Origin of the sequence: Cellulomonas gelida, assembly GCF_006538725.1 — a bacterium.
In the GTDB taxonomy this organism is placed as follows: Bacteria; Actinomycetota; Actinomycetes; order Actinomycetales; family Cellulomonadaceae; genus Cellulomonas; species Cellulomonas gelida.
Window position 1 is genome coordinate 49118 of sequence record NZ_BJLQ01000006.1, and the last position, 16026, is coordinate 65143.

A 16026-nucleotide genomic window follows, 5' to 3' on the forward strand; every position below is an offset into this window, starting at 1 on the left:
CCCGGCTCAGCCCCGGCGTCGGCGTGCCGCCCGGCGCGCGCGCCGGCTGCGGTCGACGAGCCCCAGCCCGGCGAGCGTGTCCGCGAACCGTCCCTCGATGCGCACCTGCACCTCGTCGTCCGCGTGCTCGGTGATGCGCTGCAACCCGCCGTCGACGTCGCGGAAGTACACGTCCGCGCTGATGGCCCCGGCCTCCGAGGACCGCATCCGGGCGACCGTGGCCATGAGGTGCGCGGCGCGCAGGACCTGCTCGTCGCGCACGACGTGCACGAGCAGGGCCCGGGGGTCCGGCAGCGCCACGAGCGTGCCGTGGGTCAGGTCGTCCACGCCGACACCCGCCAGGACGTCCTCGAGGACCAGGACCAGGCTCGCGGTGCGGTCGTCGCCCGAGAAAGCGTGCATCGCGTGGCTGGCGACCTGGTGCTCGCGCGCCGGCAGGGCACGCAGCGCGGCGAGATCGTCGTCGGTGGGGACGTGCGCGCCGGCCGGTTCGACGAGCGCGGGCACACCGTCGCGCAGCACGACGACCACCTCGGTGGGCTCGGGTGCGGCGTCGTCGGCGACCGCGGCCTCGTCGTCCGCGGGCGCGGGGGGATCAGTCGCCATGATGTCCGACCCTACCCATCCGTGGGCCTGACGATCAGCCCGCGGTGAGGGTCCAGGCGCGCACGCCGCCGACGATCCCGGCCTGGTTCGGCACCACGACGACCTCGTCGCCGAGCCGGTCCAGCACGTTCGGCGTGACGTGCCGCGCGTTGCCGCCACCGAGGTACACCCGGTCCCAGTGGAAGACGGGCCGGAACCCCTCGACGACGCGCTGCACGCGCCGCGCCCACAGCGCGTTGCCGAGGCGTCGGCGCTCGGGCTGGCCGATGTACTCGTCGTACGTGACACCGCGCCGCACGGGTGCGTGGGACAGCTCCAGGTGCGGGGCGAGGCGCCCGCCGTCGAAGAGTGCGGACCCCAGGCCGGTGCCGAGGGTCAGCACGAGCTCCAGCCCGGTCCCGGAGACCACACCGGCGCCGTGCACCTCCGCGTCGTTCAGCACGATCGTCGGCAGGCCGAGCCGCGACTCGAGCGCCGCCCGTACGTCGCACCCGGACCACGCGACGACGAGCGCGGGGTCGACGCTCGAGCGCGGGCCGCTGCGGGTCACGTAGTGCGGCGTCGCGACGACCACGCCGTGCCGGATCATGCCCGGCATGCCGACGGTCACCCGGTCGGCCGGCGGGAGGTCCGCGGCGATCGCCGCGATCGTCTCCACGAGACGCTGCGGGGGCAGGGGGTAGGGCGTGGGCACCCGCAGCGCGGGCGCGTGCAGCGTGCCGGCGGCGTCGAGCACCGACGCCTTGATGCCGCCGCCACCGCAGTCGACGGCGAGCGTGTACGGGTCCTGACCGGGCACGGGCCCACGCTAGTGCGCGCGGGCGCCCGGTACCGTGGCGGGCGTGACCGTCCGCCTGCGCCTCGACCTCGCGTACGACGGCACCGACTTCGCCGGGTGGGCGCGCCAGCCCGCGCTGCGCACGGTGCAGGGGGCCCTCGAGGACGCGCTCGCGACGATCCTGCGCACCGGACCGCGCGGCCTGGCGGCGCCGCGCCTCGTCGTCGCCGGCCGCACCGACGCGGGGGTGCACGCCCGGGGGCAGGTCGCGCACGTCGACGTCGACGACGACGCGCTCGCGGCCGCTCGAGGGCGCAGCGAGCGCGACCCGCTCGACGCGCTGACCACCCGGCTCGCGGGCGTGCTGCCCGCCGACCTCGTCGTGCACCGTGCGAGCCTCGCGCCGGTCGGCTTCGACGCGCGCTTCTCGGCGCTGCGCCGCCGCTACGCCTACCGGGTGTGCGACACGGCCGCCGCGCGCGACCCGCTGACCCGCTCGCACGTCCTGTGGCACGCACGCTTGCTCGACGTCGACGCGATGCAAGAGGCCGCGGACGCGCTCGTCGGGCTGCACGACTTCGCGGCGTACTGCAAGCCGCGTCCGGACGCCACGACGATCCGCACGCTCGAGCGCTTCGCGTGGTCCCGTCCGGCCGACGGGCCGGATGCCGGGCTCGTCGTCGCGACCGTGCAGGCCGACGCGTTCTGCCACTCGATGGTCCGCTCGCTGGTCGGTGCGAGCCTCGCAGTGGGCGAGGGCCGCAGGCCGGTGACCTGGCCGGGCGACCTGCTCGCGGCGCGTCGTCGCGACGCGGCCGCGCACGTCGTGGCGGCGCACGGGCTCACGCTCGAGCACGTCGAGTACCCGCCCGACGACGCGCTCGCCGCACGCGCCGACCGCACGCGCGCCCGGCGCGGCGAGCACGAGGTGACGCGCGCCGACGGGTGCTGCTGAGAGGCTCTCGCGCGTCCGGGAGACGATGGACGACGACGAACGGACGACGAAGTGAAGGGCGAAGGCATGGTGACGCAGACGCAGGCCGCCGTCGCGGACGTGCTCGCCGAGCTCGCCGCGCTCGAGGACCCGAAGATCCGCGCGGTCAACGAGCGCCACGGCGACGACCACGGCGTGAACCTCACCCGGCTGCGCGCCGTGGCGAAGCGGCTGAAGACCGACCAGGACCTCGCGGGCCGCCTGTGGACGACCGGTGACACCGCCGCGCGCCTCGTCGCGATCCTCATCAGCCGACCGAGGGCGTACCGCGCCGACGAGCTCGACGCCATGCTCCGCGACGCGCGCGTGCCCAAGGTGCACGGGTGGCTGCTGAGCTACGTCGTGCGCAAGAGCCCGCACGTCGAGGAGCTGCGCGTGCTGTGGTTCGACGACCCCGACCCGGTCGTGGCGAGCGCGGGGTGGGCCCTGACGAGCGACCGCGTCGCCCGGGCCCCGGACGGACTCGACCTGACCGGGCTGCTCGACCGCATCGAGGCCGACATGCGTGACGCGCCCGAGCGTCTGCAGTGGGCGATGAACGAGTGCCTCGCGACGATCGGCATCCACCACCCGGAGCTGCGCGCCCGGGCGATCGACATCGGTGAGCGTCTCGAGGTGCTCAAGGACTACCCGACCCCTGCGGGGTGCACGTCGCCGTTCGCGCCGGTCTGGATCGGCGAGATGGTGCGCCGCCAGGCGCTGGCACCGGCCCCCTCCGCACGTTCCTGACGCGCGTGCCGCGCGCCCGGCCGGGTGGTGCGGGAGGCTGATCCCGAGCGAAGGAGGCCGTGCCATGACCGTCGCCCCGCCCGAGGTCGGCGCCGCGCTGCTCGCGCACGCCGAGCCGCCCGAGGAGGTCCTCGCCGCGCTCGCCTCGACGTCCGACGGGCTGGCCGACGACGAGGCGAGGCGCCGGCTCGCGCAGGTCGGGCCCAACCGGCTCCCCGAGGCGCCGCGCCCGAACGTGGTGCTGCGGTTCCTCGGTCACTTCGACGACGTCCTCATCTACATCCTGCTCGCGGCCGCGGTGCTCAAGGCGATCCTCGGCGACTGGGTCGACTTCACGGTCATCCTCGTCGTCGCGGTCGCGAACGCGGTCGTGGGGTTCGTCCAGGAGGGGCGCGCGGACAAGGCGCTCGCGGGCATCGCGACGATGCTCTCGCTCGAGGCCGATGCGCGGCGTGACGGCGAGTGGCGCTCGGTGCCCGCGGACGACCTCGTGCCGGGGGACGTCGTGCGCGTCCGCTCGGGCGACCGGGTGCCGGCGGACGTCCGGCTCCTCGACTCGACCACGTTGCAGGTCGAGGAGGCCGCGCTCACGGGGGAGTCCGTCCCCGCGGTCAAGGAGGTCGCGGCGGTGGGCGCCGACGCGGGTGTGGGTGACCGCAGCTCGATGCTGTTCTCCGGCACGATCGTCACCGCGGGGCGAGGGACCGGTGTCGTGGTCGCGACGGGCCCGGCCACGCAGATCGGGCGGATCCAGGAGCTCGTCGCCGGGGTGGACCACCTCGACACCCCGCTGACCCGCCAGCTCGCGCGGCTCGGCAAGCAGCTCAGCCTGCTGATCCTGCTCATGGCCGGCGCGATGCTCGTCATCGGGCGCGTGATCCACAGCTTCGCGCTCGACGAGCTGGTCTCCGCGGCGATCGGGTTCGCGGTCGCGGCGGTTCCCGAGGGCCTGCCCGCGCTCGTCACCGTGACCCTCGCCCTCGGCGTGCAGCAGATGGCCCGCCGGAACGCGATCACGCGCAAGCTCACGGCGGTCGAAGGGTTGGGCTCGGTCACGACGATCTGCTCGGACAAGACCGGGACGCTGACCCGCAACGAGATGACCGCGCGGACCGTGGTCACCGCGCACGGTCGCTACGACGTCGACGGCCTCGGCTACGAGCCCGTCGGCGCCGTGCGGGTGCAGGGCTCTGCTCAGAGGCAGGACGCCGTGCCCGGGGACGGCGCTCCGGGCGACTCGACGGACGCGCCGCTCGACCTCGCGCGTCACGGCGACCTGGCCGACCTCGTCGTCGCCGGACAGCTGTGCAACGACGCGCGCGTCGTCCGGACCGACGGCCGGTGGGGGATCGTCGGCCAGCCGACCGAGGCCGCGATCGTCGTGCTCGCGCTCAAGGTGGGGCTCACGGCCGACGCGACGCGGCTCGCAGTCGTGCCGTTCGAGTCCTCGACCAAGTTCTCCGCGACGCTCGACGAGCTCGCCGACGGCACCCGGTTCGTGCACGTGCTCGGCGCGCCCGACCGGCTCCTCGAGCGGTGCACGACGCAGCGCACGCAGGCCGGTCCGGCGCCGCTGGACGCCGCGCGCTGGCACGCAGCGATCGACGAGCTCGGCGCGCAGGGGCTGCGGGTCCTCGCGGCGGCCCGCCGCCCGGCGCCCGGCGAGGACGCGCTCGCGGCCGACGACGTGGGCAGCCGCCTCGAGTTCCTCGGGCTCGTCGGGATCGTCGACCCGCCGCGTCCGGAGGCGGTGGCCGCCATCGCGGACTGCCACCGCGCGGGCATCAAGGTCAAGATGATCACCGGCGACCACCCGGGGACGGCGCTGGCGATCGCGCGTGAGCTGGGGATCGTCGACGTGGGCGAGGCTCGCGGCGACGACGAGGTCGAGGTGCTCACCGGCGCCGAGCTGGAGGCCATGACCAACGAGCAGCTGCGGCGCCGGGTACGCGGCGTGGACGTGTTCGCGCGCACGTCGCCCGAGCACAAGATCCGGATCGTGCGCGCGCTGCAGTCGCACCGCGAGGTCGTCGCGATGACGGGGGACGGCGTCAACGACGCACCCGCGCTGACGCGGGCGGACATCGGCATCGCGATGGGCATCAAGGGGACGGAGGCCACCAAGGAGGCCGCGGACATCGTTCTCGCCGACGACAACTTCGCGACGATCGAGCGCGCGGTCGAGGAGGGTCGCCGGATCTACGACAACATCCGCAAGTCGGTGGCGTTCCTGCTGCCGACGAACGGCGCGCAGTCGCTCGTCATCCTCGTCGCGGTGCTGCTCGGCCTGTCGCTGCCGCTGTCGCCCGTGCAGATCCTGTGGATCAACCTCGTCACCGCGGTCACGCTGTCGCTCGCCCTCGCCGGCGAGCCCGCGGAGCCTGACATCATGACGCGGCGCCCGCGCTCGCCCGACGAGCACGTCGTCTCGGCCCGGTCGCTCGCGCTCGTGCTGTTCGCGTCCGTGGTCATCGGCGGCGCGACGCTCGCGGTGTACCTGCTGGAGCGGCACCGGCTCGGCGCCGCCGACGCGCACGCGCAGACCGTCGCGGTCGCGATGCTCGCGTTCGCGCAGCTCGCGTACCTGTTCAGCTGCCGGTTCCTGGGGTCGACGAGCCTGACGTGGCGCGTGCTCGTCGGCAACCGGCTGGTGTGGATCGCGGCAGGCGCGCTGGTCGTGCTCCAGCTCGTGTTCACCTACGCGCCGTTCATGAACGACTGGTTCGACTCCGCGCCGATCGAGCCGCGCGACTGGGGGATCACGATCGTGGGCGCGGTGGTCGTCTTCCTGCTCGTCGAGGGTGCCAAGGCGGTCACGCGACGCGTCATGCGCCCGTGAGCCATCAGCCGAGGAACACCTGGGCGCACAACGGGCCGCGGTCGCTCGGCACGCACCCCACGCCGATCGACGTGAACAGGCGCTGCAGGAGGTTCGCGCGGTGCCCGGGCGAGGCCAGCCACCCGTCGACGGTGGCCCGCGCGCTCGGGTAGCCCAGCGCCAGGTTCTCCCCGACGGTCCCGACGTCGCACGCGTCGACGATCTCGTCGAGCGGGTCGTGCTCGAAGCGGTCCTCGGCGACCAGGACGCTCGCCCGGTGCACCGCCTGCTCGGTCGCGCACGGCGAGACCGCGAGCTCGGGCAGGCCCGCGTCGCGGCGCGCGGCGTTCGTCAGCGCGACGATCTCGTCGGCGAGCGCGGTGTCGGTCTCGGGCACGGGTGGTGCCTGCGGCGCGGGGGAGGGCGCGGGTGCGGCGGCGGTCGTCGGGCTGACCGGTGGCGCCGAGGGGGCGGACGAAGGCGAGGACGACGAGCCGGTGCCGGGCGCGCTGCCGTCGCTGGCCGACGACGGGGCCGCCGACCGGGACGGTGCCGCATCCGCATCTGCCGGGGGTGTGGCCGGGTCGGCGTCGCGCGTCGTCGACCTGCTCGCGGGCCGCGGCGACCCCGCCGCGGCCCCGGGCCGGTCGGGCGCCTCCGCACCGGCGCTCACCCCCGTGGCACGGACCTGCTCGGCACCCGAGCCGCCGCCCGCACCACTGCCCGGGGCGAGCAGGAGGGGAACGCCGAGGACGGCGACGACCACCACCGCGAGGGTGGCCGCGGCCTCGGCGAGGCGACGGCGGCGGGTCGCGCGGGCGCGTCGCCAGGCGTGGTGGCGGCGCAGGTCGCGGCGCCGCGGGTCGATCGGGGGAATCGCCACGAACCGGACGTTATCGGATCGTGACCTGCGGGGGAACGGGTTCCGCGTGCGGGTTCGCGTGGTGCCGCTCGGCTGAGCGCGGGGGAGGCGCCGTCAGTCCTCGTCGCGGTAGCTCTGGTCGACGTAGACCTCGTCGACCAGGTGCATCGCGGCCTCCTCGGCGCTCGCGGCCCCGCCCGAGACACCCTCGTCGCGCGCGAACGCGTCGGTGCCGCCCGCCTCGACCGCGTCGTCGTCGGCCGTGAGGCGCCCCGCGCGGTCCTGCTCGCGGTCGCCCGTGACGCGCGGCGGGGCCTCCCAGACCTCGGGCTCCTCCTGCGTGATGCGCTGGTCGATCGTCTCGCGGTGCTTCTCCTCCCACGGGGTCTCGCCGTAGTGGGAGCGGTTGTCGCGCTCGGGCGGGGAGTAGCCCTCGTCGAGCAGGTCGTCGACGCCGCGTTCGATCAGGGTGTCCTCGCGCGAGAGCTGGTCGCTGTCGCCGTCGGAACCCGTGGCCGGGTCGAAGCTGGTGCCGGGCGTGTCGCTCATGTCACGACGATGTCACCGAGTGACGCAGGTCGCCACCCCCGCAAAGTCCTTGGTCCGCTCGTCGTGCGCGCCGCACACTGGCCTGCATGGGCCACCTGGACGTGATGGGGGTCGGGTACGTCCTGCCCGACGGACGACCGCTGCTCGACGACGTGACGTTCCGCGTCGCCGACGGTGCGCGCGTCGCGCTGATCGGGCCGAACGGCGTCGGCAAGTCCACGCTGCTGCGGATCGTCACGGACGACGAGCAGCCGCACGCCGGCTCGGTGGCGCGCAGCGGCGGCCTGGGTGTCATGCGCCAGGACGTGGGCCGCATCGACGACGAGCGCAGCGTGCGTGACCTGCTCGCCTCGCTCGCGCCGCGCGCGGTGGCCGACGCCGCGGCCGAGCTGGCCGCCGCCGAGCTCGCGATGATGGAGGTCGACGACGAGCCGGCGCAGATGCGCTACGCCCAGGCCCTCGTCGACTGGGCGGACGTGGGCGGCTACGAGGCCGAGGCGGGCTGGGACCAGGTCACCGACGCGGTGCTGTCCATCCCGTTCGAGCGCGCGCAGTACCGCGAGGTGCGCACGCTGTCCGGCGGCGAGCAGAAGCGCCTGGTCCTCGAGGCGCTCCTGCGTGGCCCCGACGAGGTGCTCCTGCTCGACGAGCCCGACAACGCGCTCGACGTGCCGACCAAGCGCTGGCTCGAGGACCAGCTCGTCGCGTCGTCGAAGACCGTGCTGCTCGTGAGCCACGACCGCGAGCTGCTCGCGAAGGTCGCCACGCACGTCGCCACGCTCGAGCCGTCGCCCGCGGGCGCCTCGGTGTGGGTGCACGGCGGAGGGTTCGGCACCTACCACCAGGCGCGTGAGGACCGGCGCAGCCGGGCCGACGAGCTGCTGCGCCGCTGGGAGGAGGACCACGCCAAGCTCAAGGCCCTCGTGCTCACGCTCAAGCAGCGCGCGACGTTCAACGACGGCATGGCCTCGCGCTACCAGGCCGCGCAGACCCGCCTGCGCAAGTTCGAGGAGGCCGGGCCGCCCGCCGTGCGCGTCCAGGAGCAGTCGGTGAAGATGCGTCTGCGGGGCGGCCGGACGGCCAAGCGCGCGGTCGTCGCGCGGGACCTCGAGCTCACCGGGCTGATGCGGCCGTTCGACCTCGAGGTCTTCTACGGCGAGCGCGTCGCGGTGCTCGGCTCGAATGGCTCGGGCAAGTCGCACTTCCTGCGGTTGCTCGCTGCCGGCGGCTCCGACCCGGGGCCCGAGCACGAGCCCGCGGACGACGTCGTGGTGGCGCCCGTCGCCCACAGGGGCTCGGTGGTGCTCGGCTCGCGCGTGCGCCCGGGGTGGTTCGCGCAGAACCGCACGCACCTCGACCTGGTGGGTCAGACGCTCCTGGAGGTGCTGCACCGCGGGGACGGGCACCGCTCGGGGCTCGGCCGCGAGCAGGCGAGCCGCGCGCTGGACCGCTACGAGCTCGTGGGGCAGGCCGAGCAGCGCTACGAGACGCTCTCGGGCGGGCAGCAGGCGAGGTTCCAGATCCTGCTGCTCGAGCTGGGCGGGGCGACGCTCCTGCTGCTCGACGAGCCGACCGACAACCTGGACCTGCACTCGGCCGAGGCGCTCGAGGACGGCCTCGCGGCCTTCGAGGGCACCGTGCTCGCGGTCACCCACGACCGGTGGTTCACGCGCACGTTCGACCGGTTCCTGGTCTTCGGCGCCGACGGCTCGGTCCGGGAGACGCCCGAGCCGGTGTGGGACGCGGGGCGCGTCGCACGCGTGCGCTGAGCGTGGCGCTCGTGGTCAGGCGACCACGAGCGTCACGGCGAGCGCGGCCATGACGAGCGCGACGACGAGGTCGAGCACCTGCCACGCACGCGGGCGTGCGAACAGGGGCGCCAAGCGCGTCGCCCCGAAGCCCAGCGCGCTGAACCAGGTGGCGCTCGCGAGCACCGCCCCGGCCCCGAACGCCCACACCGCGCTCTGCTGGTGTGCGAGCGACCCCAGCAGCACGACCGTGTCGAGGTACACGTGGGGGTTGAGGAACGTCAGGGCCAGGCACGTCACGACGACCGCGCGCCGCGACGCAGGGCCCTCGGCGGCGGGGTCGAGCCGCGCCGGGTGTCGGGCGCGCCGGAGCGCGACGACGGCGAGATACGCGAGGAACGCCGCGCCGAGCCACCGGGTCAGGCTCAGCGCCGTCGGGTGGGCGGCGACGAGCGGGCCGAGCCCCGCGATCCCGGCGAACACCAGCAGCAGGTCGCCCACGGTGCACAGCGCGACGACCGGGACGACGTGCTCGCGGCGGATGCCCTGGCGCAGCACGAAGGCGTTCTGCGCGCCGATCGCGACGATCAGGCCGAGACACGCGAGGAAGCCGGCTGCCAGGGAGGGGATCACCCGCAGGACGCTAAGGGCGCTCGCCAGGTGCAGTCCATCTCAGGTTTCTGCAGGACCATTAGCATCACTTCATGAACGTCGACCGCGCCAGGAACGTCGACCGCGCCATGAACGTCGACCGCGCCATGAACTTCGACCGCGCACAGCTGCGTGCGCTCGCGGCGGTGCTCGACGAGGGCACCTTCGAGGCGGCGGCGGCCCGGCTGCACGTCACTCCGTCCGCCGTCAGCCAGCGCGTGCGCGCGCTCGAGCAGCAGGCCGGGCGCGTGCTCGTCGTCCGGGCGCGCCCGTGCCGGGCGACCGAGCCTGGAACCGTGCTCGCCCGTCTCGCCGGGCAGCTCGCGCTGCTCGAGCACGACGCCGCGGCGCAGCTCGGCGGGCGCTCGGCCGGCGAGGACGGTGCTCGCGCCGCGTCTGCGACCCGCCTCGCGATCGCGGTCAACGCCGACTCCCTGTCGAGCTGGTTCCCCGCCGCGCTCGTCGGCCTGCCCGACGACGTGGTCGTGGACCTGCGCCGCGAGGACCAGGACCGCACCGCCGAGCTGCTGCGCGACGGCACCGTGACGGCGGCGGTCACGGCCGACGAGCACGCGGTGCAGGGCTGCCGGGTCCGCTCGCTCGGGGCGATGCGGTACGTCGCGGTCGCCGCGCCGGACGTGCACGAGCGCTGGTTCGCCGACGGCCCGACCGCGCACGCGCTCGAGCGGGCACCGGTGATCGCGTTCAACCGCACCGACGCGCTGCAGCACCGGTTCGCGGCGCGGCTCGCCGGGCGCCAGGTCGCGCCGCCGGTGCACCACGTGCCGTCGAACAGCGCGTTCGTCGAGCTCCTCCTGGCGGGGCTCGGCTGGGGCATGGTGCCGCAGGGCGCAGCGGAGCGGCCCGTCGCGGACGGGTCGCTCGTCGAGCTCGCCCGCGAGCCCTACCTGGACGTGCCGCTGTACTGGCAGCACTGGGCGCTGCGCACGGCGACGCTGGACGACCTCACCGCGCGGGTCGTGCGGGCCGCGACCGCCGCGCTGCGCCCGGTGTGACCAAGTCCTGTTTTGACCCCCGCCGAGGGGCGCAGGTAGTCTGTTGAGTCGTTGTGCGTCCCTGTCGTGCGCCCGTGGCTTCTCACCACGCGGACCGATGGTCAGGCCCGGTGCGTTCCCACTCTCCGGTCCGCGGATGCGCCACCGACAGCATCGACCGGTTCTGCGCGCCCGCGCGCCGAGCCCCGGTCGCCACACGGCAACACGAGACGAAGGCAACGACCGTGCGTACGTACACCCCGAAGCCGGGCGAGATCGAGCGGAACTGGTACGTCATCGACGCGACCGATGTCGTCCTGGGCCGACTGGCCACCCACGTGGCCACGCTCCTCCGCGGCAAGCACAAGGCCACCTTCGCGCCCCACGTCGACGGCGGTGACTTCGTCATCGTCATCAACGCGGAGAAGGTCGCCCTCACCGGCAACAAGCGCGAGAACAAGCTCGCGTACCGCCACTCCGGCTACCCGGGCGGCCTGCGCGCCACCCCGTACACGGAGCTCCTGGCCAAGCACCCCGAGCGCGCGATCGAGAAGGCCGTTCGCGGCATGCTCCCCAAGAGCACGCTCGGCCGTCAGCAGCTCGGCAAGCTGAAGGTCTACGCCGGTGCGGCGCACCCGCACCAGGCGCAGCAGCCGAAGCCGTTCGAGATCACCCAGGTCGCGCAGCAGGCCTGAGGCCGGCGCGAGTAGAGACGACAGGACACCCACGTGGCAGAGACGACGGTCGACATCGACCTCGAGGGCGAGACGCCCACCAGCTACACCTCCGAGACCTCGGCCCCCACGGGTCGGGGCCAGAGCATCACCGCCCCCGGGCAGGCCCTCGGCCGCCGCAAGGAGGCGATCGCTCGCGTTCGCCTGGTGCCCGGCACCGGCGAGTGGAAGATCAACGGCCGCACCCTCGAGGACTACTTCCCGAACAAGGTGCACCAGCAGCTCGTGAGCTCCCCGCTCAAGGTCGTCGACGTCGAGGGCCGTTTCGACGTCGTCGTCCGCGTGACGGGTGGCGGCACGTCCGGCCAGGCCGGCGCGGTGCGCCTGGGCATCGCCCGCGCGCTCAACGCCATCGACGCCGAGCACAACCGCCCGGCGCTCAAGAAGGCGGGCTTCCTCACGCGTGACGCGCGTGTGGTCGAGCGCAAGAAGGCCGGTCTCAAGAAGGCCCGCAAGGCGCCTCAGTACTCCAAGCGCTGATCCAGCGCGTGCCCGATGGCCCCGCCGGTCACCCGACCGGAGGGGCCATCGGCGTCTGTGGGCCGCGACGCGCGGTCCGCTCCGCGGCCTGACCGGCCGCCCCCGCGCCCGGGAACCGGGCCGACGGGCCAGTAACGTTGCACGCGCGACGACGAAGGGGTCTGACATGGGTCAGCTGTTCGGTACCGACGGGGTGCGCGGGCTCGCGAACCGTGACGTCACGGCGGAGCTCGCCCTCGACCTGGCGGTCGCTGCGGCACACGTGCTCGGCTCGCGGGGCGAGTTCGAGGGGCACCGGCCGCGCGCGGTCGTGGGACGCGACTCGCGGGCGTCGGGCGAGTTCCTCGCCGCGGCGATCTCCGCGGGGCTCGCCTCCGCGGGCGTCGACGTGCACAACGTGGGCGTGCTGCCCACGCCGGCGGTCGCGTACCTCACGGCGAGCCTTGGCGTGGACATCGGCGTGGTGCTCTCCGCGTCGCACAACCCGATGCCGGACAACGGCATCAAGTTCCTCGCGAGCGGCGGGCACAAGCTCGACGACGACCTCGAGGCCGCCATCGAGGCGCGCATCGGCGAGGACTGGGACCGTCCCCTCGGCGCCGCCGTGGGCCGCATCCGCGTCGACACCGGCGGCGCGGGCGACTCGTACGTCCAGCACCTCGTCGGGAGCATCGCCACGCCGCTGACGGGCCTGCGGATCGCGGTGGACTGCGCCAACGGAGCCGCGAGCGAGGTCGGCCCGGCCGCGCTGCGCGAAGCCGGCGCGGACGTCGTCGTGATCAACGCGTCGCCCGACGGCCGCAACATCAACGAGCTGTGCGGCTCGACCCACCCCGAGCAGCTGCAGGCGTTCGTCGTGGCCTCGGGTGCGGACCTCGGTGTCGCGTTCGACGGCGACGCGGACCGCTGCCTCGCGGTCGACAGCTTCGGCACGCTCGTCGACGGCGACCAGATCATGGGCGTGCTCGCCGTCGCGCTGCGCGACCAGGGCGAGCTCGCGGGCGACACGCTCGTCGCCACGGTGATGAGCAACCTCGGCCTGCGCCTCGCGATGGACGCGGTCGGCATCACGACGCTCGACACCGCGGTCGGTGACCGCTACGTGCTCGAGGCGATGCGCGCCGGCGGGTACACGCTCGGCGGCGAGCAGTCGGGCCACATCATCATGTCGAAGCACGCGACCACCGGCGACGGCGTGCTCACCGCGCTGCACCTCGCGTCGCGCGTCGCGGCGACGAGCACGCCGCTGCACGAGCTCGCGTCGATCGTCCAGCGCCTGCCGCAGACGCTCCTCAACGTCCCTGGTGTGGACAAGAACCGCACCGACGACGAGGCGCTGCTGGCGGCCGTGGCGGCCGCCGAGGCCCGCCTGGGCCGGACGGGCCGGGTGCTCCTGCGCCCCAGCGGCACCGAGCCGCTCGTGCGCGTGATGGTCGAGGCGGCGACGCAGGACGACGCCGACGCGGTGGCGGGCGAGCTCGCGGACGTCGTGCGGGACCGGTTGGCGCTGTGACGACGCTCGACGCCCAGCTCCGCGACGAGGTGCTGCGGCTGATCGAGCGCGCGGGCGAGCGCACGGCGCCGATCGTCCGTGCGGGGCACCCCGTGCTCCGGGCGCTCGCGCGCCCGTACGACGGCCAGCTGGCCGACGACGAGCTCGCGGCCCTCGTCGCGCTGATGCACCGCACGATGCGCGCCGCGCCGGGTGTAGGGCTCGCGGCGCCGCAGGTCGGCCTGCCGCTCGCGCTCGCCGTGATCGAGGACGCCGGGGTGGCCGACGAGCGCGTCTCGGAGGTCCGCGAACGGGCGCCGCTGCCGTTCCGCGTCCTGGTCAACCCCTCCTACGAGCCGGTCGGCGACGCGCTCGCGTCGTTCTACGAGGGCTGCCTGTCCGTGCCCGCGTACCAGGCTGTCGTCGCGCGGCACCGTCAGGTGCGCCTCACGGGCGCCGACGAGACCGGTGCGCCGCTCGACGAGGTCGTCACGGGCTGGTCCGCGCGGATCGTCCAGCACGAGACCGACCACCTGCGCGGCACGCTCTACCTGGACCGCGCGGAGCTGCGCTCGCTCGCGGCCGCCGACGAGGTGGGCCTGCGCTGGGCGACCGAGCCGCGGCCTGAGGCCGCTTCGGCCGCGCTCGGGTTCGTCCTGCCCTCCTGAGCCCCGGAACCAGCGCCGCGCGCCGCGCGTTGGGCTGATCAGGGCCCCCGCGTCCTGCCTGCGGGTGCCGCGGGGTCGAACCAGGGGTGACCTGCGGATGACCGGGGGTCGACCAGGGTGGTCACGGGTGCCGCCGCGGTCCGTGGCACCGTACGGTGGACCACGGGGCGATGCCCGTGGTCAGCGGACAGCCTCGGACGGACGGAGCGAGATGGGTCTGGAGCAGTGGGCGCTCGATCTCGCGGGCTCGCCGTGGGTGTACCTGGCGATGTACCTGTTCGCGGCGATCGACGGGTTCTTCCCGCCGATCCCGAGCGAGTCCGTGGTGATCGCGCTGGCCGCGCTCGCAGTCGGCCCCGGCGGTGAGCCGTCGCTGTGGCTCCTGGTGCCCGTCGCCGCGGCGGGCGCCTTCACGGGGGACCAGATCGCCTACACGATCGGCTCGCGCGTGAAGGTGCACGAGCTGCGCCTGTTCCGCTCCGGCAAGGCGCAGGCCGCGCTCGCGTGGGCGGAGCGCGCCCTCGAGCGGCGCGGGGCGTCGTTCATCATCGCGGCCCGCTACATCCCGATCGGCCGCGTCGCGGTCAACATGACCGCCGGCGCGGTGCGCTACCCGCGGCGCCGGTTCACGCTCCTGGCGGGGATCGCCGCGATCACGTGGGCGTGCTACTCGACCGTGATCGGCGTGAGCGCGGGTGCCGCGTTCCGCGACCACTCACCGCTGTGGGGCGTCGTCGTCGGCGTCATCGGCGGGGTGGTCATCGGGATCCTCGTCGACTGGCTGCTGCGTCGCTGGATGGGCGGCAGCGCGCCGGCGGAGGCCGTGCCGGCCACGGCTGCCGACGAGACGGGCCAGGACACCGCCGAGACGGGCGACGAGACGAGCGGGGCGGTCACGCCGACGCAGGAGCGTGACCCCGGGACGCGGGTCCCTCCGGCCTGACGGCTCCTGGGCTACAGCTTGCGCAGGCGCACGCGCTGCACGCTGTGGTCGGAGCCCTTGGTGAGCACGAGCGTCGCGCGGCTGCGCGTCGGCAGGATGTTCTGCTCGAGGTTGGGCGAGTTGATCGAGTCCCAGATCGACTCGGCGCGCTCCACCGCCTGCTCGTCGGACAGCGACGCGTACCGGTGGAAGTAGGAGGCCGGGTCCGCGAACGCGGTCTGCCGCAGGCTCAGGAACCGGTCGACGTACCACTGCCGCACGTCGCGCGGCTTGGCGTCGACGTAGATCGAGAAGTCGAAGAAGTCGCTCACCGCGAGGCTCGACACCCCCTCGGCGGACGACCGTGCGGGCTGCAGCACGTTGAGGCCCTCGACGATCAGCACGTCGGGCCGCCGCACCACGATCTGCTCGCCCGGGACGATGTCGTACGTGAGGTGCGAGTACACGGGTGCGCTGACCTCGGGCCGGCCCGCCTTGACCTTGGAGACGAAGCGCAGCAGCGCGCGCCGGTCGTAGGACTCGGGGAAGCCCTTGCGCTGCATGAGGCCGCGCCGCTCGAGCTCGGCGTTCGGGTACAGGAACCCGTCGGTCGTGATGAGCTGCACGCGCGGGGTCGCGGGCCAGCGCGCGAGCAGCTCGCGCAGCAGGCGCGCGGTGGTGGACTTGCCCACCGCGACCGATCCCGCGACACCGATGACGAACGGCGTGGGGGTGATGTCCTCGCGCAGGAACGTCGAGGACGCCGCGTGCAGCCCGCGGGTCGCCTCGATGTACAGGTCGAGCAGGCGCGAGATCGGGCGGTAGATCGCGTCGACCTCGGCGAGGTCGATCGGGTCGCCGATCCCCGCGAGCCGGTCGACGTCGGCGTCGGTCAGGGGCAGCGGGGTCGATGCCGAGAGCCGGCGCCAGGCCTCGCGGTCGAGGTCGACGTAGGGCGTGGAGGGTGCCAGGGACGGTGTCGACGACGACGGGAGCACAG

At 74.3% G+C, this 16026-nt stretch carries 16 protein-coding genes; 10 read left to right on the plus strand and 6 right to left on the minus strand.

What is annotated here, in order from left to right:
• Positions 1–6 precede the first annotated feature (6 nt).
• Together CGE01nite_RS04335 and CGE01nite_RS04340 are read right to left on the minus strand one after the other, a co-directional pair.
• Complete coding sequence (locus tag CGE01nite_RS04335; protein WP_141369188.1) at positions 7–606, minus strand: hypothetical protein; 600 nt, start codon at positions 604–606, stop codon at positions 7–9.
• A gap of 34 nt (positions 607–640) precedes the next feature.
• Positions 641–1405: an ROK family protein gene (locus tag CGE01nite_RS04340; protein WP_048342554.1), complete on the minus strand. Its 765-nt coding sequence runs from the start codon at positions 1403–1405 to the stop codon at positions 641–643.
• A gap of 43 nt (positions 1406–1448) precedes the next feature.
• Between CGE01nite_RS04340 and truA the strand changes: the two genes are divergently transcribed.
• From truA to CGE01nite_RS04355, 3 genes are all read left to right on the plus strand, one after another.
• Complete coding sequence (gene truA, locus CGE01nite_RS04345) at positions 1449–2339, plus strand: tRNA pseudouridine(38-40) synthase TruA (protein WP_229747361.1); 891 nt, start codon at positions 1449–1451, stop codon at positions 2337–2339.
• A 66-nt stretch (positions 2340–2405) separates the two neighbouring features.
• Complete coding sequence (locus tag CGE01nite_RS04350; RefSeq protein WP_141369192.1) at positions 2406–3107, plus strand: DNA alkylation repair protein; 702 nt, start codon at positions 2406–2408, stop codon at positions 3105–3107.
• Between the two features lie 64 nt (positions 3108–3171).
• The gene (locus CGE01nite_RS04355; RefSeq protein WP_141369193.1) at positions 3172–5946 is read left to right on the plus strand and encodes a cation-translocating P-type ATPase; all 2775 of its coding nucleotides are present in this window, start codon (positions 3172–3174) and stop codon (positions 5944–5946) included.
• A gap of 4 nt (positions 5947–5950) precedes the next feature.
• Here the strand turns inward: CGE01nite_RS04355 and CGE01nite_RS04360 are convergent, their stop codons facing one another.
• Positions 5951–6808 carry a CAP domain-containing protein gene (locus tag CGE01nite_RS04360; RefSeq protein ID WP_141369196.1) on the minus strand — a complete coding sequence of 286 codons (858 nt, stop codon included), beginning with the start codon at positions 6806–6808 and terminating at the stop codon, positions 5951–5953.
• Positions 6809–6901: 93 nt separating this feature from the next.
• Complete coding sequence (locus tag CGE01nite_RS04365) at positions 6902–7336, minus strand: DUF5709 domain-containing protein (RefSeq protein ID WP_048342766.1); 435 nt, start codon at positions 7334–7336, stop codon at positions 6902–6904.
• 86 nt (positions 7337–7422) lie between these two features.
• On the opposite strand from CGE01nite_RS04365, the gene CGE01nite_RS04370 reads away from it, so the two are divergent.
• Positions 7423–9105, plus strand: a complete 1683-nt coding sequence (locus CGE01nite_RS04370) for an ABC-F family ATP-binding cassette domain-containing protein (protein WP_141369198.1) — start codon at positions 7423–7425, stop codon at positions 9103–9105.
• A 15-nt stretch (positions 9106–9120) separates the two neighbouring features.
• Here CGE01nite_RS04370 and CGE01nite_RS04375 read toward each other — a convergent pair whose 3' ends face one another.
• Positions 9121–9717 carry a LysE/ArgO family amino acid transporter gene (locus CGE01nite_RS04375; RefSeq protein ID WP_048342768.1) on the minus strand — a complete coding sequence of 199 codons (597 nt, stop codon included), beginning with the start codon at positions 9715–9717 and terminating at the stop codon, positions 9121–9123.
• 71 nt (positions 9718–9788) lie between these two features.
• Between CGE01nite_RS04375 and CGE01nite_RS04380 the strand changes: the two genes are divergently transcribed.
• The 6 genes from CGE01nite_RS04380 (at position 9789) to CGE01nite_RS04405 (ending at position 15047) form a co-directional block, all read left to right on the plus strand.
• Complete coding sequence (locus CGE01nite_RS04380) at positions 9789–10751, plus strand: LysR family transcriptional regulator ArgP (protein WP_307722627.1); 963 nt, start codon at positions 9789–9791, stop codon at positions 10749–10751.
• Positions 10752–10975: 224 nt separating this feature from the next.
• The gene (gene rplM / locus CGE01nite_RS04385) at positions 10976–11425 is read left to right on the plus strand and encodes a 50S ribosomal protein L13 (protein WP_048343750.1); all 450 of its coding nucleotides are present in this window, start codon (positions 10976–10978) and stop codon (positions 11423–11425) included.
• A 33-nt stretch (positions 11426–11458) separates the two neighbouring features.
• A complete protein-coding gene (gene rpsI / locus CGE01nite_RS04390; protein WP_048343749.1) occupies positions 11459–11944 on the plus strand; it encodes a 30S ribosomal protein S9 in 486 nt (161 codons plus the stop codon).
• 166 nt (positions 11945–12110) lie between these two features.
• On the plus strand, positions 12111–13457 hold the full coding sequence (glmM, locus tag CGE01nite_RS04395) for a phosphoglucosamine mutase (RefSeq protein WP_048343748.1): 1347 nt from the start codon (positions 12111–12113) through the stop codon (positions 13455–13457).
• Entirely contained in the window at positions 13454–14104 is a 651-nt protein-coding gene (locus CGE01nite_RS04400) for a peptide deformylase (RefSeq protein WP_053071729.1), read from the plus strand. The genes glmM and CGE01nite_RS04400 overlap by 4 nt, the downstream gene beginning before the upstream one ends.
• A 211-nt stretch (positions 14105–14315) precedes the next feature.
• On the plus strand, positions 14316–15047 hold the full coding sequence (locus tag CGE01nite_RS04405; RefSeq protein ID WP_082156456.1) for a DedA family protein: 732 nt from the start codon (positions 14316–14318) through the stop codon (positions 15045–15047).
• Positions 15048–15058: 11 nt separating this feature from the next.
• On the opposite strand, the gene coaA is transcribed toward CGE01nite_RS04405, so the two are convergent.
• Positions 15059–16024, minus strand: a complete 966-nt coding sequence (coaA, locus tag CGE01nite_RS04410) for a type I pantothenate kinase (protein ID WP_229747362.1) — start codon at positions 16022–16024, stop codon at positions 15059–15061.
• Positions 16025–16026: the final 2 nt, after the last annotated feature.

Excerpts from the sequence above, each read along its gene's own strand:
- CGE01nite_RS04350 (WP_141369192.1), top strand. The coding sequence starts at position 2,406 with ATGGTGACGCAGACGCAGGCCGCCGTCGCGGACGTGCTCGCCGAGCTC.
- CGE01nite_RS04405 (WP_082156456.1), top strand. The coding sequence starts at position 14,316 with ATGGGTCTGGAGCAGTGGGCGCTCGATCTCGCGGGCTCGCCGTGGGTG.
- CGE01nite_RS04355 (WP_141369193.1), top strand. The coding sequence starts at position 3,172 with ATGACCGTCGCCCCGCCCGAGGTCGGCGCCGCGCTGCTCGCGCACGCC.
- CGE01nite_RS04370 (WP_141369198.1), top strand. The coding sequence starts at position 7,423 with ATGGGCCACCTGGACGTGATGGGGGTCGGGTACGTCCTGCCCGACGGA.
- CGE01nite_RS04365 (WP_048342766.1), bottom strand. The coding sequence starts at position 7,336 with ATGAGCGACACGCCCGGCACCAGCTTCGACCCGGCCACGGGTTCCGAC.
- CGE01nite_RS04380 (WP_307722627.1), top strand. The coding sequence starts at position 9,789 with ATGAACGTCGACCGCGCCAGGAACGTCGACCGCGCCATGAACGTCGAC.
- glmM (WP_048343748.1), top strand. The coding sequence starts at position 12,111 with ATGGGTCAGCTGTTCGGTACCGACGGGGTGCGCGGGCTCGCGAACCGT.
- CGE01nite_RS04335 (WP_141369188.1), bottom strand. The coding sequence starts at position 606 with ATGGCGACTGATCCCCCCGCGCCCGCGGACGACGAGGCCGCGGTCGCC.